The organism is Streptomyces cellostaticus (assembly GCF_001513965.1).
Lineage (GTDB): Bacteria > Actinomycetota > Actinomycetes > Streptomycetales > Streptomycetaceae > Streptomyces > Streptomyces cellostaticus.
Genome location: NZ_KQ948024.1, coordinates 287,270 through 303,719, shown reverse-complemented (window position 1 = coordinate 303,719; position 16,450 = coordinate 287,270). Strand labels below are relative to the sequence as shown.

At 70.2% G+C, this 16,450-nt stretch carries 20 protein-coding genes; 4 read left to right on the top strand and 16 right to left on the bottom strand.

The genetic code is table 11. The annotated features are described in order from the left end of the window. Window positions 1–48: 48 nt before the first annotated feature. From AQI88_RS21365 to AQI88_RS21345, 5 genes are read right to left on the bottom strand one after another with little or no spacing between them, the layout of a single operon-like run. The gene (locus tag AQI88_RS21365; RefSeq protein WP_067001706.1) at window positions 49–1,359 is read right to left on the bottom strand and encodes a DUF58 domain-containing protein; all 1,311 of its coding nucleotides are present in this window, start codon (window positions 1,357–1,359) and stop codon (window positions 49–51) included. Next, window positions 1,359–2,348 (bottom strand): AAA family ATPase, encoded by a 990-nt coding sequence (locus AQI88_RS21360; protein ID WP_107118613.1) that lies wholly within the window; start codon window positions 2,346–2,348, stop codon window positions 1,359–1,361. Before AQI88_RS21360 ends, AQI88_RS21365 begins: the two co-directional genes overlap by 1 nt. Continuing rightward, window positions 2,348–3,544, bottom strand: a complete 1,197-nt coding sequence (locus tag AQI88_RS21355) for a DUF4350 domain-containing protein (RefSeq protein ID WP_067001700.1) — start codon at window positions 3,542–3,544, stop codon at window positions 2,348–2,350. Before AQI88_RS21355 ends, AQI88_RS21360 begins: the two co-directional genes overlap by 1 nt. Further along, window positions 3,541–4,299 (bottom strand): DUF4129 domain-containing protein, encoded by a 759-nt coding sequence (locus AQI88_RS21350; protein ID WP_067001698.1) that lies wholly within the window; start codon window positions 4,297–4,299, stop codon window positions 3,541–3,543. Before AQI88_RS21350 ends, AQI88_RS21355 begins: the two co-directional genes overlap by 4 nt. A 28-nt stretch (window positions 4,300–4,327) precedes the next feature. Beyond that, window positions 4,328–5,686: a DUF7847 domain-containing protein gene (locus AQI88_RS21345; protein WP_067001695.1), complete on the bottom strand. Its 1,359-nt coding sequence runs from the start codon at window positions 5,684–5,686 to the stop codon at window positions 4,328–4,330. Window positions 5,687–5,826: 140 nt separating this feature from the next. Between AQI88_RS21345 and mtnA the strand changes: the two genes are divergently transcribed. Further along, the gene (gene mtnA / locus AQI88_RS21340; protein WP_067001691.1) at window positions 5,827–6,969 is read left to right on the top strand and encodes an S-methyl-5-thioribose-1-phosphate isomerase; all 1,143 of its coding nucleotides are present in this window, start codon (window positions 5,827–5,829) and stop codon (window positions 6,967–6,969) included. An 87-nt stretch (window positions 6,970–7,056) separates the two neighbouring features. Here mtnA and AQI88_RS21335 read toward each other — a convergent pair whose 3' ends face one another. The 11 genes from AQI88_RS21335 to AQI88_RS21290 form a co-directional block, all read right to left on the bottom strand. After that, window positions 7,057–8,265, bottom strand: coding sequence for a tyrosine-type recombinase/integrase (locus AQI88_RS21335; protein WP_067001688.1), 1,209 nt, complete (start codon window positions 8,263–8,265; stop codon window positions 7,057–7,059). After that, the gene (locus tag AQI88_RS21330; protein WP_067001685.1) at window positions 8,265–8,453 is read right to left on the bottom strand and encodes a helix-turn-helix domain-containing protein; all 189 of its coding nucleotides are present in this window, start codon (window positions 8,451–8,453) and stop codon (window positions 8,265–8,267) included. The genes AQI88_RS21335 and AQI88_RS21330 overlap by 1 nt, the downstream gene beginning before the upstream one ends. After that, window positions 8,450–9,844 carry a replication initiator protein RepSA gene (gene repSA / locus AQI88_RS21325; protein WP_067001683.1) on the bottom strand — a complete coding sequence of 465 codons (1,395 nt, stop codon included), beginning with the start codon at window positions 9,842–9,844 and terminating at the stop codon, window positions 8,450–8,452. The genes AQI88_RS21330 and repSA overlap by 4 nt, the downstream gene beginning before the upstream one ends. Beyond that, on the bottom strand, window positions 9,841–10,053 hold the full coding sequence (locus AQI88_RS21320) for a hypothetical protein (protein WP_067001680.1): 213 nt from the start codon (window positions 10,051–10,053) through the stop codon (window positions 9,841–9,843). Before AQI88_RS21320 ends, repSA begins: the two co-directional genes overlap by 4 nt. Next, entirely contained in the window at window positions 10,053–10,232 is a 180-nt protein-coding gene (locus tag AQI88_RS21315) for a hypothetical protein (protein ID WP_067001677.1), read from the bottom strand. The genes AQI88_RS21320 and AQI88_RS21315 overlap by 1 nt, the downstream gene beginning before the upstream one ends. Before the next feature lie 95 nt (window positions 10,233–10,327). Beyond that, the gene (locus AQI88_RS21310; RefSeq protein WP_067001674.1) at window positions 10,328–10,633 is read right to left on the bottom strand and encodes a SpdD protein; all 306 of its coding nucleotides are present in this window, start codon (window positions 10,631–10,633) and stop codon (window positions 10,328–10,330) included. Window positions 10,634–10,652: 19 nt separating this feature from the next. Further along, on the bottom strand, window positions 10,653–10,838 hold the full coding sequence (locus tag AQI88_RS21305) for a mobile element transfer protein (protein ID WP_067001671.1): 186 nt from the start codon (window positions 10,836–10,838) through the stop codon (window positions 10,653–10,655). Window positions 10,839–10,857: 19 nt separating this feature from the next. After that, window positions 10,858–11,493 carry a DUF2637 domain-containing protein gene (locus AQI88_RS21300; protein ID WP_067001786.1) on the bottom strand — a complete coding sequence of 212 codons (636 nt, stop codon included), beginning with the start codon at window positions 11,491–11,493 and terminating at the stop codon, window positions 10,858–10,860. An 80-nt stretch (window positions 11,494–11,573) separates the two neighbouring features. After that, on the bottom strand, window positions 11,574–11,750 hold the full coding sequence (locus AQI88_RS46695; protein WP_167357469.1) for a hypothetical protein: 177 nt from the start codon (window positions 11,748–11,750) through the stop codon (window positions 11,574–11,576). A gap of 82 nt (window positions 11,751–11,832) precedes the next feature. Continuing rightward, window positions 11,833–13,170 (bottom strand): FtsK/SpoIIIE domain-containing protein, encoded by a 1,338-nt coding sequence (locus AQI88_RS21295; RefSeq protein ID WP_067001668.1) that lies wholly within the window; start codon window positions 13,168–13,170, stop codon window positions 11,833–11,835. 2 nt (window positions 13,171–13,172) lie between these two features. After that, the gene (locus AQI88_RS21290; RefSeq protein ID WP_067001665.1) at window positions 13,173–13,502 is read right to left on the bottom strand and encodes an SCO3933 family regulatory protein; all 330 of its coding nucleotides are present in this window, start codon (window positions 13,500–13,502) and stop codon (window positions 13,173–13,175) included. 223 nt (window positions 13,503–13,725) lie between these two features. On the opposite strand from AQI88_RS21290, the gene AQI88_RS21285 reads away from it, so the two are divergent. The 3 genes from AQI88_RS21285 to mtrA all read left to right on the top strand — a co-directional run bounded on the left by AQI88_RS21285 (window position 13,726) and on the right by mtrA (window position 16,450). Beyond that, the gene (locus tag AQI88_RS21285; protein ID WP_067001662.1) at window positions 13,726–14,463 is read left to right on the top strand and encodes a GntR family transcriptional regulator; all 738 of its coding nucleotides are present in this window, start codon (window positions 13,726–13,728) and stop codon (window positions 14,461–14,463) included. A gap of 16 nt (window positions 14,464–14,479) precedes the next feature. Continuing rightward, complete coding sequence (locus tag AQI88_RS43325) at window positions 14,480–15,175, top strand: GntR family transcriptional regulator (protein WP_079057703.1); 696 nt, start codon at window positions 14,480–14,482, stop codon at window positions 15,173–15,175. A gap of 585 nt (window positions 15,176–15,760) precedes the next feature. After that, complete coding sequence (gene mtrA / locus AQI88_RS21275; RefSeq protein WP_191870552.1) at window positions 15,761–16,450, top strand: two-component system response regulator MtrA; 690 nt, start codon at window positions 15,761–15,763, stop codon at window positions 16,448–16,450.

Below are 16,450 nucleotides of genomic sequence, written 5' to 3'. Positions count from 1 at the left end.
GGAGTTGTTTCCCCGAAGGGGGCGGCCGAATGGGTCGGCAGCGGTGGATCAGAGCCGGCCGGCTGCCTTCAGAGCCAGGTACGCATCTGCCAGTGCTGGGGCCAGATCGTCCGGCGTCGCGTCCACGACCGTCACTCCATGACGACGGAGCTGCTCCGCGGTGCGCTGCCGTTCGCTCTGTGCCTGCGCCGCCGCAGCGGCCTCGTACACCGCCTCAGCGTTCCCCCGGGCCTGAGCCATGCGTGCGATCTGCGGATCTGCCACCGAGGCGACGAGAACCGTGTGGCGCTGGGTGAGCTGCGGGAGTACGGGCAGCAGGCCCTGCTCCACCGGCGCCGCGTCGAGCGTCGTGAGCAGCACGATCAGGGAGCGCCGAGGGGCCGTACGGAGAACTGTCGCCGTAAGCCCACGTGCGTCGGTTTCGACGAGTTCCGGTTCCAGCGTTGCCATCGCGCTGACCAGGGACGGCAGGACATCGCCGGCGGCGCGGCCCTGGACCCGGGCGCGGACCCGGCGGTCGTAGGCCAGCAGGTCCACGCGGTCTCCGGCACGCGAGGCAAGCGCCGCGAGGAGCAGGGCTGCGTCCAACGAGGCGTCCAGGCGTGGGGCGTCGCCGACGCGGCCGGCCGACGTGCGACCGGTGTCGAGGACGAGGAGGATATGGCGGTCGCGCTCGGGGCGCCATGTGCGGACGGCGACCGTGGACTGGCGGGCGGAGGCGCGCCAGTCGATCGAGCGGGTGTCGTCGCCTGGGACGTACTCGCGCAGGCTGTCGAATTCGGTGCCTTCGCCGCGGGTCAGCACGCTGGTACGGCCGTCCAATTCACGCAATCGGGCGAGTTTCGACGGCAGGTGCTTGCGGCTCGTGAACGGGGGCAGAACCCGTACTGACCAGGGCACCCGGTGGGCGCCCTGGCGGGAGAAGAGGCCGAGGGGGCCGTAGGAGCGGATCGTCACGCGGTCGGCCTGGCGGTCGCCGCGGCGAGTGGGGCGCAGCCGGGTCGTCACGCGTCGGCGTTCGCCGGCCGGGACGGTGACGTGGTGCCGGGAGCCCCCGACCTCGGTGCCGGGCTGCCAGCTGCTGGGGGGCCATCCGTCCCGCAGGCGTGCCCGCAGCGGGCGGCCGGATGGATTCGTGATCGTGAGCGTGACGTCGGCGGTCTCGCCGAGACGTGTGGAGGTGTCGCCGGAGCGGGAAAGGACGAGGCGTCGTACGGGCGCCGCGAGCGCGAAGTCGCAGGCACAGGCCAGGGCCAGCGGGCCGTTGACCGCGAGGATGCCGGTCCAGCCGGGTTCGAGGATGCCGACGGGGATCGAGCCGAGAGCCGCGAGAAGGGCGGCGCGTCCGGTGAGCGCCATCAGCGGGGGACCGGGACGTGGGCGAGGATCGCGTTGATGACGGAGTCGGCAGTCACGCCCTCCATCTCGGCCTCGGGGCGCAACTGGACCCGGTGGCGCAGCGTGGGCTGGGCGAGGGCCTTCACATCGTCGGGGATGACGTAGTCGCGGCCTGTCAGCCACGCCCAGGCACGCGAGGTGGCGAGCAGGGCGGTGGCGCCGCGCGGAGAGACGCCGAGGGTGAGGGAAGGCGACTCGCGGGTGGCGCGGCAGATATCTACCACGTAGGCCGTGATCTCGGGGGAGACGGTCGTTTTGGCGACCGCGGTGCGGGCCGCCTCGAGGTCGGCCGGGCCAGCGACCGGGCGTAGGCCGGCGGCATGGAGGTCGCGCGGATTGAAGCCCGAGGCGTGGCGGGTGAGGATGTCGATCTCGTCCTGGCGCGAGGGCAGAGGGATCGTCAGCTTGAGGAGGAAACGGTCGAGTTGGGCTTCGGGGAGGGGGTAGGTGCCCTCGTACTCGACGGGGTTCTGGGTGGCGGCGACCAGGAACGGTTCCGGGAGCGGGCGCGGGGTGCCGTCGACCGTGACCTGGCGTTCCTCCATGGCTTCGAGGAGGGAGGACTGCGTCTTCGGCGGGGTGCGGTTGATCTCGTCCGCGAGGAGCAGGTTGGTGAAGACCGGGCCGGGCTGGAAGGAGAACTCGGCGGTGCGGGTGTCGTAGACGAGGGAGCCGGTGACGTCGCTGGGCATCAGGTCGGGGGTGAACTGGACGCGCTTGGTGTCGAGTTCGAGCGTGGATGCGAGTGCGCGGACGAGCAACGTCTTGGCGACCCCGGGGACCCCTTCGAGGAGAACGTGTCCGCGGCACAGGAGAGCGACGACGAGGCCGGTCACGGCAGGGTCCTGGCCGACCACGGCTTTGGCGATCTCGGCGCGCAGGGCTTCCAGAGAGGCTCGGGCGGTGCCTGAGTCCCCGGTGTTCCCGGCGTTGTCAGTGGTCGGGTCCATCATGGACGGCGTACCTCTCTTTCGAGGGCGTCGAGTTGATCGGTGAGTGCGATGAGGGCCGCTTCGTCGCCGGGCGGCGGGCCGAACAGAAGGGAGTTCAGGGCCTGTCCGTCTCCGTGGAGGTGGGCAGACAGGGCGGGGAGCAGGGCCTCGGGTGCGTGTGCCTGGGCCACGGGGACGCCGACGAGGGGGGCCAGCCGCGTGCGGGTGGTGGAGCGAAGAGCGGCGGCCGCGCGGTCGCGGGCGTTGGCCTTGCGGTAGAGGCGGGCGCGGCCTTCGACGGTTTCGGAGGCGCGGATCGCGACGGGAAGTTTTTCGGGCACGAGCGGGCCGAACCGGCGTGCCCGCCAGAAGGCGGCGAGGGTCGCGGCGATGAACAGCTGCAGGGTGCCCCAGAGCCAGCCCGACGGGAGCAGGTCGAGGAAGCTCTTCCGCTTGCCGTCGTCGTTGGCGAGCGTGTCGGACAGTGAGGGGAGGTACCAGACCAGATGGGGGCGGGAGCCGAGGAGTTGGAGGGCGAGCGAGGCGTTGCCCTGCTTGTCGAGGCGCTTGTTGTAGAGGATGTCGGGCGCGCCGAGGACGACGGTGTCGCCGGCCCCGGAGGCTGCAGGGAGGCGGAGCAGGGTGGCGAGGCGTTCGCTGGGGTAGCAGGAGTCGGCGTCGAGGTGGGTGGTGGTGTAGCGGACGCCGCCGGTGTCGGCGCTGCCCGCGCGCCGGGCTTCGGGCAGGGCGCAGTCGGGGGCGAGCGTCGAGCCGATGCTGGTGGCGGGGTCCGCGGTGACCCCGGGGGCGAGCCGCTCTACAGACGAGCTGCCGGCGGCGACGAGGACGGTGCGCCCTCCGGAGGTCGCCGTCGCGGAGTGCAGCCGCCCCTGTTGACGGGGGGTCAGCAGGTCGGGGACGGCGACGAGGAGCGTGGTGTCCGGGCCGGCGGCGGCTCGTGCCGCGCCGAGCGAGGTCACCACGCGTGTGGAGACGCCCCGGTCGGCGAGGAGTTCGGCGACGGCGCGGCTGCCGTACGGGTCGGCGGAGCGCGGGTCGAGTTCACCGTGCCGGGTCTGGGAGCGGACGGCCGCCATCGCGACGGCAGCGACGAGGATCAGTACGACGGCGAGGGCGATGCCTCGCGCCCGGGTCCACACCTGGCGGGCGGTGGGCGACGTCGAGGTGGTCGACAGCGTGGCCCCGGTGGTCATTCGGCGGCTCCCTGGCCGGCGTTGTGGGCCGTGCTGGTGGTGCTGGTCGCGAGGATCGGACGGCTTCGTTCCAGGTCGCGGTCGAGTTCGGCGATGCCTTGGTACGACCGCTCGCTCGCTCTGCGCCCTCCGTATGTGACGTCGTCGAACTCCCGGGCGGCGGAGCGCAGTCGGTCCGTGTGCGCGGGGAGTGTGCGGGCGGCTTCGGCGGCTGCTTCGTCGGCGGTGCGGCCGGGGCGGACGTCGAGGAGGGCCCGTTCCTCCAGGGAGCGGACGATGGCCCGCATGCGTTCCTGGAGGGCCTGGTTCCAGTGGCCCTGGGCGGCGTGCGCCTCGCTGGCCGCGCGGTGTTCGGCGGCGCTGCGGGGACGGTCGTCGAACAGGGCCGGGGTGGAGGTGGGTTGGCGGCGCGGGGTGCCCAGGCGCCACCACAGGGCGGCCAGGACGGCGACGACGAAGAGGACCACGACGAGCAGGCCGAGCGTGCCGCCGGGTGTCGCGGAGGCGGCTGTGCTGAGCAGTCTGTCGACCCAGTCCCAGAAGGCGTTCAGGGCGCGCTGGAGCAGGCTGGGGTCGTTCTCGTGGTACATCCGTTTGGACAGCTCACGGCGCGCCGCCTCCCGTGCGGGATCGCGCGGAGTGGTCACGGGCGGCTCGTCGCCCGAGCCGCCGAGCGCCAGGACGGCCGTGTCGGCCGCGCCCAGCAGGCGTCGTACGGCCGAACCGGCGGCGCCCGGCAGGGCCGGTGCCGCCATGAGAAATCCCCCCGTCAGGCTCACCGCATCAGCTTCCCGGGACGGGGCCGGGGGTGCCGGCGCCGTGGCTCTGGACACCGGCGGCGCGGGCCAGTTCGAGGTCGAGGGCCTCGCGGCGGATGCGCTGGTCGATGTACAGGAGCACGGTGACGCCCGCGTTGATCGGGAGCGTGACCATGGCGCCGATCACGGCGCCGATTCCGCTGATGATCAGGAAGGTCCAGCTGACGTGCCGACTTTCGGTGCCGAAGAGGCCTGCCATGCCGTCGCCGCTGACGGCGGCCGCGATCAGGGTGAAGGGGATCACGACAAGCGACGAGACGATGTTGGCGATGAGCCCGGCGAGCAGCTGGATGCCGAGGACGCGCCACCAGGAGCCCCGCACCAGCTTCGCGGAGCGGCTCATCGACTTCACGATGCTCTGCCGCTCCAGCATCAGCGCGGGCGAAGCGAGCGAGAAGCGGATCATCAGCCACAGCATGACGACGCTGGCGCCGCTGATGCCGAGGACGAGCAGCCCAACGGTGGCAGCGCCGTTGCCGCCGGCGACCGCCACGAGGATCCCGGGCAGTGCGCCGCAGAGCAGCACGCCGAAGGAGATGAGGCCCAGCAGGAAGAGCAGGCCGAACAGCTTCGGGACCTGCGGGCGGGCGTCCCGCCAGGCTTCGCCGGCGCTGACCGGCTTGCCGAGGACCGCGCGGCTGGTGACCGTCGTCAGCAGGGCGGTCGCGATGATGGTGCCAACCGCGGAGATCAGCACGACGATGCCGGTGCCGATCAGGGCCTCGCCCATGGCGCGGAACACGTCATCCGGGGTGGTGCTCGGATCGTTGAGCGGGGCCTGGGGGGTGAGGGCGTCCTTCAGGACGAAGCCCTGCAGGAGGATCACGCCGAGCTGGGTGAGGACCGCGACGGTCAGCGAGATGCCGAGGACCGTGCGCCAGTAGGTGCGCATGGTGGAGACGGCGCCGTCGAGGATCTCGCCGACACCGAGCGGGCGCAGCGGGATGACGCCGGGCTTGGCCGCGGGCGGGGGGCCGCCCCAGCCGCCGCCCCAGGCTCCGTAGCCGCCGGGAGGGCCGCCGTACGGGCCGCCTCCGTACCCGCCGGGGCCGCCGGGACTCTGGCCGCCCCAGCCCGGGCCGGGCGGTGGGGGCGGCGGGGCCTGGCCCGGGCTCGGGGGGCCCGTGGGCGCGGACCACTGGCTGGGTGGCGGCTGCTCCTTGGACCACTTCGCGCCTGGGCCCTGCGGGTCCGCGCCAGGCTGCGCAGCGGGCTCGGCGGGGCCAGGACGGTCGGCGGGCTCGGCGGGGCCGGACGCGCCGGGTTCCCGCCCGTCGGACGACGGGGCGGATCCGGGCGAGGCCCAGCCCGGAGTGTCTGTCATCGAAGCTCCTTCACGGTGCCCGTCCGCGGTCGCGGCGGCAGGTTGGCAGACATCGTGCCATGGGGTGGTCATGGCGTGACCGGCCGCGGTAGTGGCTGCACTCCTTCAATTGTTCGCCGGATCCGGGGCAGACTGACCGCATGGCTGATCAGTACGCGCAACCCCGCGAGGACAAGCGGCCGACCGAGATACCTGCGATCCGATGGGAGGAACCCCCCGAAGGTCCCGTACTGGTCCTTCTCGATCAGACGAGGCTCCCGGCCGAAGAGGTCGAGCTGGTCTGTACGGATGCGTCGGCGCTGGTGGAGGCGATCCATTCGCTCGCCGTGCGTGGGGCGCCGCTGCTCGGGATCGCGGGGGCGTACGGCGTCGCGCTCGCCGCCGCGCGGGGCTTCGACGTCGAGGAGGCCGCGCAGGCCCTCGAAGGTGCCCGGCCTACCGCGGTGAACCTCTCCGTGGGAGTGCGCAGGGCCCGGTCGGCCCACCGTGCGGAGCTCACCAGGACCGGCGACCCGACCGCGGCGGCGACGGCCGCGCTGGCCGCGGCGCGCACGCTGCACCAGCAGGACGCCGAGGCCAGCGCCCGGATGGCCGCCCACGGCCTGGCGCTGCTGGACGAGCTGCTGCCGGGCGGCGGGCACCGGATCCTGACCCACTGCAACACCGGATCGCTGGTGTCGGGCGGGGAGGGGACGGCGCTCGCGGTGGCCCTCGCGGCGCACCGGGCGGGGCAGCTGCGCCGGCTGTGGGTGGACGAAACGCGTCCGTTGCTGCAAGGTGCTCGCCTGACGGCGTACGAGGCGGCCCGCCACGGTATGGCGTACACCTTGCTCACCGACAACGCGGCCGGTTCGCTGTTCGCGGCGGGTGAGGTGGACGCGGTGCTGATCGGTGCGGACCGGATCGCGGCCGACGGTTCGGTGGCGAACAAGGTGGGGAGCTATCCGCTCGCGGTGCTCGCGCGGTACCACCATGTGCCGTTTATCGTGGTGGCGCCGCTGACGACGGTGGATCCTCAGACGCCGGACGGGGCGTCCATCGAGGTCGAGCAGCGCCCCGGCTTTGAAGTGACGGAGGTCACAGCACCCCAGGTGCCGGTGGCGGGAGCAGGAGGCGGGATTCCGGTGGCACCCCTCGGGGCCCAGGCGTACAACCCGGCGTTCGATGTGACGCCGCCCGAGCTGGTGACGGCGATCGTCACCGAAGAGGGAGCTGTTTCCCCCGTGACGGCCGAGGTTCTTGCGGAGCTGTGTGCCAGGTCACGCCAGGTAACGATTAGCTAATGGGATGATGTCGGCTCGACCGACGAAAACGGCCCCTCCACCTGCGACGATCCGCAGACAAAGGGGCCGTGACATCCAACGGCGACATCAACGAGGGCCGGAGTCCGATCGACCCGCCTCCAACTCCCGGATCCGAGCTGGCTGCCGGAGCAGGCGATCGAGCTGTCCCACCGCCTCGATCACGTCGGGGGTGAGGGCTTCAGCGTAGATGTCCATCGTGGTGGCGATCCGACTGTGGCGCAGGATGGCCTTCACGATCCTCGGGTGCACCTTGAGGTGAACCAGCAGTGTGCCGCAGGACTTCCGGAGCCCCTTCGGGTTCATCTTGCCGAGCCCCTCGGCTGTGATGACTCGCTGCATGGTCAGGTACAGGTTCGAGTCCAAGAGCGGGCGACCGGTCCGCGAGATGAAGACGTGCCCCTCGGGATCTTCGAACCAAGGGCGGCCCCGGCTGATCGCACGCTCACGCAACATGGCCGTGCGCATCCGCGTCCAGCGCAAGGGCGCGATGCACTGCGCTGGCAGCGGCAGAGGCGCCTTCGAGGTCTTCGTCTTGGGATCCAGGTCGATCGTGCCAGCACTGGAGCGCTGCCGCTGCTGCTCAACCCACAAGATCCGGTTGTCCAGGTCGATGTTCTCCCATCGCAGGCCGCAGACCTCAGCACGGCGCAGACCAAGCAGACAGAGCAGCAGGAAGGCCGGGTAGTACACGGTCAGTCGCCGAGCAGCCGCCAGGAAGCGGAGCACCGTTACCGCGTCCCAGCTCTTGCCACTGTTGGTGGTGGCCCGGACGTGCACGAGCTTGGCCACGTTCCGGGTGAGCCCGATGTCTTCGACCATTGCGGCCGTGAGCGCCGCTGAGAGGACCCGAAGAGCCTGCTTGGCCGTACTAGCCCCCTTCTCCTCTGCAAGCCGCTGCATGACCCCGCGCAGCTCCGTTACGCCCAGCTTCACCATGACCTTGGAGCCCAGACGAGGCCGGAGGTGGTTTCGCACCCCCTGCTCGTATGTCTCGTAACTCTTGGGCGTCAGGTTGGGCTTGACGATCACCTCAAGCCAGTAGTGAAACCACTGCCCCAAGGTCATGTCCCGAGTCGGCGTAGGGATACCGTCGTTCGCGCGGTTGAGTAGATCGCGGCGCTTCTGGTCGCACTCGTCGTAGGTCTTGCCGTAGGCGTACTTCCGCTTGACCGTTCCGTCCGGCTGCGGGACGTACACCGCTGCCTGATACCGGCCGTCAGCCCTCTTCGTGACCGTACCCGAGCCATTCGGGTTCCGCTTCCGCTGACGAGCCATCAGGACGACTCCTCAAGCCGCGTACGGATGTAAGCCTCAAGCGCGCTCGCAGGGATCCGCCGACAACGGCCCTCGGTGATCGAAGCAAGGCGCTTTTCCCGGATCAGGTCGTAGACCTTGGAGCGGCTGTACTTGAGCCGCGCCATGACTTCGGGGACTTTCAGCAGCTCAGGGGTAGCGGTGGTCATCCGGTGGCTCCTTCCAGGGCGAGCTGGGCAGGTAGTTCTTCGCGGGCGATCTCTCGGTTGTGCTGGATGTCGCGGCGGATGTTGGCGGCGAGCCAGGATTCGCCGGGGGTGTGGCCGTGTCCGGCGTAGGCCCAGTGGGCGAGGGTGAGCGTGGTTGCCTCCGTCTCGTCGTCGGGGTCGGGCAGGCCGAGGGCGGCGCGTTGTTGGGCGGCGCGGTAGTCGGCGCGGGTCTGGCGCAGGGCGCCGAGGGTGGTGGAGTAGCGGCGGGACTTGGTGGAGAAGTGGCCCCGGAAGCCGAGCATGTGGGCCCAGTCGCGCAGCTTGCGGTTGGGGTAGAGCGGGTGCAGGTCGAGGCACGCTTCGATCAACCGGCGGGGGTGGTCGGGCACGCCAAGCAGCACGAGGGCTTCTTTGCTGCCGATGCGGCGGTCGACGGTGCCGGTGGTTTCGGCGGCTTTGGTGGCGTACTTGGCGACGTAGGATGCGACGGCTTGTTCGGTGATCTCTTCGCCGTGGCCGAAGGCGCCGATCGGCTGTATGTCGAGCTGAGTGCCCCAGCGCAGGGCGCGGGCGGGCTGGTCACCGGCCGGGGGGACGTCGACCTGGACGCGGGCTGCGGCGGCGTGAATTGCGTCGATGAGTAGGTCGAGGCTGGCCCAAGCGGGGGGCGCGGTGTCGGGTCCTTCGGGGCCGTCGAAGCGGATCACGGCGTGGAAGTGGACGGCACCGCGTTTCTGGTACTCAGCGACCTTGCCGAAGGACAGCCGGGACTGTTCCCGGGCAGCTTTCTGGGTGAGTCCGGCCCGCTTCGCGATCTCGCGGCGCAGGTAGATCGTGAAGTAGCGCCACAGGTCGGAGGCGTGGTTGTTCCACAGCACGGCGCCTGCGTAGTCGTAGGTCTGCGGGTCCAGCGGGGTGCCCAGTTCCGGGGTGTCCTCGGGGTGGCGGGTGCCGCAGCGGCACGGCCGGTTGCCGGGCCGGTTGTGGACCGGGCCGAACGACGGGGCGGTGAGGGTGGCGAAGACGCGGGGGTGATCCCGGATCGTTTCGGGGGTGCCCTTGGCAGGGTCGCCGACCAGCCCGGCGCGGATGAGGTGGTAGGTGTCCCCGGCGTAGGTCCAGGCGCAGGCGGGGCAGCGGGAGGCGCGACGGTTGCCGCAGGCGACACGAAGACGCCCACCCGGTTCGGTGCCGGTCGAGTACGAGTGCAGCACCTGCCCGGTCGCAGCGTCGCGGGTGACGGTGGAGCCTTGCAGGTGGATGGGGTCGGAGCAGCCGCCGGTACGGCGGATCTGTTCCTGGATGCGGTCGAAGCCCGGAGACCCGGCCAGCCTCAGCACATCGTTGAGGGTGGCCGGGTCCAGGCCCGCCATGGTGGCGGTGTCGGTCACTGGCGGCCCCCTCGGTGAGCGGGGCCGTGGTTGTCGGCGTAGTCCTGGACCAGCGCCTTGACGTTGTTGTCGCCGTTGGCGTGGTCCTCGGCACCGCAGCCGCCGCACACGTAGTCGCCCTGGGAGCTGCTGTACTTCGTGCCGCCACGGACGCGCAGGCCCGGCTTGTCCTCGGTCGGGTAGAGATCAGCGGGCATCTTGCGGCGCATCAGGCGTGCACCTCCTGCGTGCGGGCATGACGGGCGGTGCCGGTGCCCTTGCAGGCCGGGCAGGTGACACGGAGGGTGGCGCGGGTGCCGTCGCGGTGACGGGTGCCGGTGGTGATGGCGACGGTGGAGAAGCCGTCGCAGTCACGGCAGACGGGCGCGTTCTGGGCGTGCTGGGGCATGATGGGGCTTCCCTTTCGGGTCCGTTGGATCTGGAAGTGGGTGCAGGCGCCCGGAGCGGCGGAAGTTTGGCGACCGAGGCCGCTCCGGGGGCCGTTCAGCGGTGGTTGTGCAGGTCCTTGATCAGCAGGCGCAGGACGACCGCGACCACGGCGACCGAGATGCCGGTGATGGCGACCGCCAGCAGCAGCGAGACCAGGACCGCGCCGACGACCAAGACCACGGCACCGCCACCGGCGGCGAGGGCGAGCGCGCTGCCGGGGGTGAGCTGGATCGTCGGCCGGTTCAAGGCCGGGGCAACCGGAGCCGGGGCGGACTTGGCCAGGGCCGGTGCGGTGACACCGGGCGTTGTCGTGGCCGATGCCGGGACGGTGTCCGGGGGCGGGTACTTCGGGATGAGCATGGGAGGACCTCCTTCTGGGTCAGGCGGGGCAGCGGTGGGTGCGGGCGGCGAGTTCGGCGGCCGAGCGCTTGGCGTACTCGGCCGAGAAGTCGCAGTTCGGGGCGGTGCAGGCGGCGGTGTGCTTGGTCTGACCACGGCCGTTGTTGAAGGTGCCGATCTGGACCGGGCCGATGCGGATCACGTCGAAGAAGCGGTTCGGGCGCATGGTGGAACCTCCTTGCCTGTCAGGCGAGTTGGGCGACGATCGCTCCGGCCAGGTCTTCCGGGACGCCGAGGCGGGCGCGCAGGGTGGCGGTGTCGATGTCGGTGCCGGTACGGGCGCGATGCTCGGTAGCGACCTTGCGGGCATGGTCGACCAGCGCCGGAGGCACCGCCGCAACCGCCACCTGAGGCAATGCAGGCGCGGGCTGCGGAGGAGCGATCTGCTCGCGCTCAGGTTCTGACTCGGGTGTGGGGTCCGGGGCTGCGGGCGCCGGCCGGGCGGGCGCTGGCTCGCCGGCCGGAGCCGAGGTGTGGGCGAGCAGGGTGCCGCCGAGGAAGGCCAGTGCAGGCCATCCGGCGACGAGGATGCGCAGCCAGGCCGGAACGTGGTCCAGGTCGAGGAGCCCGGCGGTGGCGATGTTGGCGCCGAGCGAGGCCACGAGGGCGACCAGGAACCAGCTCCAGGCCAGCCCGGACCGTTCGGTGCGCAGCCGCCGCCACACGGCGACCAGCAGCAGGTCGACCGAGACCGGGTAGGCCCAGGCCTTCCACCCGGTCTGCCCGGCGGCTGCGGCGAGGTCATGCAGGTGGGCGAAGGACAGAGCACCGGCAATCACGGCCTGGACGAGTACTGCGTCCAAGCGGATCGAGCGGGACATGGTCTTCACCTCCCTTCGCGGGGGATCAGGCCAGGGGCGGGGCGGGGATCAGTGCTCCGGCCGCCCGGCCCCGGGCGGGTTCAGTCGTCGGCGGGGATCTCGCCGGAGCCCCAGCACGTGATGCACATGGCGTTCTGCCGGTAGTCGGTGAGGCGGCCCTTGCGGGCGCCGACGCGGACGGATTCGGTGGTCTCGCCCGTGCCATCGCAGTCCGGGCACTTCGTGACCTTGGGCTTGGCGGTCTTGCGCGGGGCCATGAGCGTTCTCCTTCCGGTTTTCGGCATGGCTCGGGTAGGGACCTGGCGCGAGACTGTCGCGCCGACCGGGAAAGCCGGGTGGTTACGGGCTGACGGGCTGTGGGTTCGTGAGTGGCCGGGCGGGCTGCGGCTTGGTCCGCAGGACCGGGCGGAACGGGGCCAGGAACGGCAGGTCCGGGGTGAGATGAGCGAACTCCCGGCACACGGCCGCCGCCTGAGCAGGGCTGGTCTCGGGAGTACGGATGCGGGACCAGTAGCCGGAGGCGTCACCGGCCACCGCCACCCCGGGGCGGTCCGCCCGGATCCCGGTCACGGAGACCACCGCGTCCGGGGCGACGTCGCCCAGACCCATCTCGGCCGTCTGCTTGTCGTTGACGCGGTGCACGACCCGGCCGGTGAGCTGAGCCCGCAGGGCGGTTGCCCCCTTGCCCAGGTCGGAGCCGAAGCGCTGCCCGCACGCCTCCAGGTAGATGCCGACCGCGCGGGCCATCTGCCCGAGCCGGACCAGTTCCATGACCGTGTGATCACGGGCCGGTTCATCCTTCTTGGACATCACCAGGAACAGCTCGGCCACCTCATCGATCAGCACGACCAGAGGCACCGGCCGTACCTTGGCTGGCAGCTCCCACAGGTCGGAGACGCCATGCAGGGCGAGCAGGTCGAAGCGGTCTTCCATCTCTGTGACCAGCGCATCGATCAGATCTCCGGCGGACGCCCGGTCGGTGGCCAGCGCCGACAGGCGGGGCGCGTACCGGCTCTGCTCGACCCCACGCTTGCAGTCGATCCCGACCAGCCCGACCGGCAACCGCGCCAGACCCTTGATCAGGTTGCGCTGATACATGGACTTGCCGGACTGGTTGGCCCCCAGGGTCAGGGCATGCGGCACCTTGCGGTAGTCCCGCTCGAAGACCGTGCCGTCGTCGCGCATGGCCACGGGGACGATCAGGTCACGGGGTATGGCCTTGCGCGGCATCCGGACCCGGTTGAGCACGTCGTAGCCGGTCATGCGCAGTTCGATGTATCCGGGCTTGGTCTCCCGCACGGTCACCGAGTGCATCCCGAAGGCGTGCCGGAGACGCTCGGAAGACGCGGCCACGTCGGCGGGCTCAAGCCCGGCGGGGAGGCGAAGGGAGACACGCAGCCCGGTCGAGGTCGGGCGGACCCGACGCACCTTCGGCGGCACCGGCCGCACCTCCCGGCGGGCCACATTGCGGGTCATGAACGCGCGGAAGCCGGACGGCTGCACCGTCAGCCCGCACACGTCCATGGTCGAGCCGTAGGACCAGGTGAACCGACCCCAAGCGATCGGCAGACCAACCAGCGACCAGTACACGCGCGGGGCACGGTTCTTCGCGTAGCCGAGCCCACCGGCACCGGCCGCGACACCGCCCAGCTCGAACCAGGTGGCCAGGTCGGTCATGATCAGGCCCCGGCTGTGATCGCGACCGCGCGGAACGAGATGCCGTGCCGCTTCTGGCCGTTGAACTCGTTCTCCCAGTCACGGGCCTTCAGCCCGACCACGGCCACCGGCGTTCCCGGCACAAGCCCCTTGGGGATCCCGGTCTCCGGGACGGTCACCTGATACAGGTTGCCCTCCCCCTCGTCCGAGATCAGCAGGCCCACCGTCGACAGGTCGGCACCGGTGTCCCGGTCCACGGCCCGCTCACCGGTCTTCTTGCTCACCAGCTTGGGTTCCGGCGCGGTCGCCACGAACACCACAGCGGTCGAGAGATCGATCTTGAAGGACGGCATCTCAGCCTCTTCCCATACAGACGAGGCGTGCTAGATCGCACGCCATGAACGCGTACTAGCTTGCGTCGATAGTGCGCGTGCTAGCACACGCCTGTCAAGCCCTTGCCTTGAGTGAAGCGACCAGCAAGCGCCTGCGCGGCAGGCCGAGTCCGGACTTACCATGGGCTGTGCGAGCTAGAACGCGATGGATTCGGGAACTAGCACGCTGAGGAGGAGACAACTGATGACACCGAAGGTGCAGCGGAGTGCGCCGCCGTTCATTCAAATCGCGGATCATTTCCGCACAAAGATCAATGAAGGTGCGCTGCCGCAAGACGCAAAGCTCCCTTCGATCGCCGACATTGCGCGGGACTGGGGCGTTGCAACCGCCACTGCGGCTAAGGCGATCAAGCAACTCCAGGACGAGGGGTACGTACGCTCGTCGTCACAAGGCACCTTCGTTGACCTAGGAAAGAAGCTGACGAGCGGCCCGGACCGCTTGCAGATGCTCCGGGCGACGGGAAGCGGGTTCCGTCCCGGCGAGCGCGTGGACATTCTGAGTGCTGGATTGATCTCCGCCTCCACAGAGGTAGCGAAGGCCTTGGAGATCAACGAAGGCGACCAAGTGGTGCAGCGTCGTCGCGTGTACCTTGACGATCAAGGTGTGGTCGCCCTGTCCACGTCGTGGCTGGCCGGGCAACTCGCCGACGCCGCACCCGAGCTGCTAGAAGCAGGCCCCCTGCCCAAGATGACGTTCGGTCTGATCGAGGAGCGGACCGGGCGACGCGCCGTTCGGCGGCGTGACGTGGTGGGGATGCGCCCGGTGCCGGAGGACATTGCCGATGTACTCGGAGTCGAAGCCGGAACGATGGCTCTGACCATGACCAACCACTACTGGGACCAGAACGGCAACCCGACGGAGTACGCACGCGACTACCTGGGGACTGATCGCGAACTCTCCGCCGAGTACGTACTTGACTGAGAGGGAGGGCTCCCGAATGGCCAGCCCCGACGAGGACCGTCGGCCGAAGTACCAGCGGATCGCGGACTCACTACGGGAAGCGATCCAGGCTGGCAGGTACGGCCCGGGTGATCGGCTTCCGGGAGAGAACGATCTGATGACCGAGTATGGCGTAGCTAGCATGACCGCTCGCCATGCACTGAGCGTGCTTAAGGACGAGGGGCTCGCCGAGTCCCGCAAGGGCGCTGGCGTCTTCGTGCGTGCTGTCCAACCCCTGAACCGCCCGCAAAGCACGTCAGCGCCGCTCCACTCGGTGTCAGTGGCGGGAGTCGTCGTGCGTGACGACGGACGCGTTTTGGTGATCCGGCGCGCCGACAACGGCACGTGGGAACCGCCGGGCGGAGTGCTGGAGCGGGCGGAGGCCATTGAGGATGGGGTTCGCCGGGAGGTCTTGGCAGAGACCGGCATTGAGGTCCGCGTCGAACGCCTGACGGGTGTCTACAAGAACACCGCCCTGGGTGTCGTTACCCTGGTGTTCAGGTGTCGGCTCGAAGGCGGTCACGCCCAGCTCACGGACGAGTCGACCGCAGTTGCGTGGTTTACGCCGGACGAGGCGGTTGCGGCGATGAGTGAGGTCTACGCCGTCCGCATCACGGATGCCTTGCACGACGACGAGGCGCCCCACATCCGAACACACGACGGCCGCAAGCTCACACCGCTCCAAGGCGACTGACCTGCGACTGACAGCCCAGAGCTGTTACAAGTTCCTCTACCTCATCAAGGGCCCGCGCACGGCGCGGGCTGGCCCCTTGGGCCCGGCCCCCTGCGCCTTCGGCGCCAGGGCCGTGCCCCTGGGGCCGCAGCGAGCTACGGCCCTGAGTCGAGACCTGGAAGGGCAAGCCCTCGGTCAGAACAATGCCTCCGGCGGGGGATCGGCCGACACCGGGATGGAGGGGGCGCCGTTCCCGGCTGCGGGTTCGTCGTGGCGTGCGTGGGGTGCTCCCATCCCGTACACCGTCGACCCAGGCAGAGCCGAGCAGACGCGGCCCATGGCGTCCAGGTCGTTCGTACAGTGGCGCGCTCCACCTGGACGCCATGAACCACGTCCGCTCCACGGTGTGTGGGTCGACGGCGTACGGGATGGGAGCTGGGGAGGGTGGTGGGTAGGGGTGAGAGGGCTGGTGTCGGCAGAGGAGCTGACATCCGTCACTGACATCAACGTCGGCAGACAGGGGCAGACAGTGACGGCCCGGTACGACTAAGGTCACCGGCCAGTGACCTCCCTCACCAGGGGACCTGTCGCTGTTATGAGAATGGGATGATGTCGTTTATGAAGGGACGAGTCCTTGTCGTCGACGACGACACCGCACTGGCCGAGATGCTCGGCATTGTGCTGCGTGGTGAAGGTTTTGAGCCGTCTTTCGTAGCCGACGGCGACAAGGCGCTGGCCGCTTTCCGTGAGACCAAGCCCGACCTGGTGCTGCTCGATCTGATGCTGCCCGGCCGGGACGGCATCGAGGTGTGCCGCCTGATCAGGGCGGAGTCCGGGGTGCCGATCGTGATGCTCACGGCCAAGAGCGACACCGTCGATGTCGTCGTGGGCCTGGAGTCGGGCGCCGACGACTACATCGTGAAGCCGTTCAAGCCCAAGGAGCTGGTGGCCCGGATCCGGGCGCGGCTCAGGAGGTCGGAGGAGCCGGCGCCGGAGCAGCTCACCATCGGCGACCTGGTGATCGACGTGGCCGGGCACTCGGTGAAGCGCGACGGGCAGTCGATCGCGCTGACCCCGCTCGAGTTCGACCTGCTGGTCGCGCTCGCACGCAAGCCGTGGCAGGTGTTCACGCGTGAGGTGCTGCTCGAGCAGGTGTGGGGCTATCGCCACGCTGCGGACACGCGGCTCGTCAACGTGCACGTCCAGCGGCTGCGCTCCAAGGTCGAGAAGGACCCGGAGCGGCCGGAGATCGTGGTGACCGTCCGTGGTGTCGGTTACAAGGCAGGACCGAGCTGA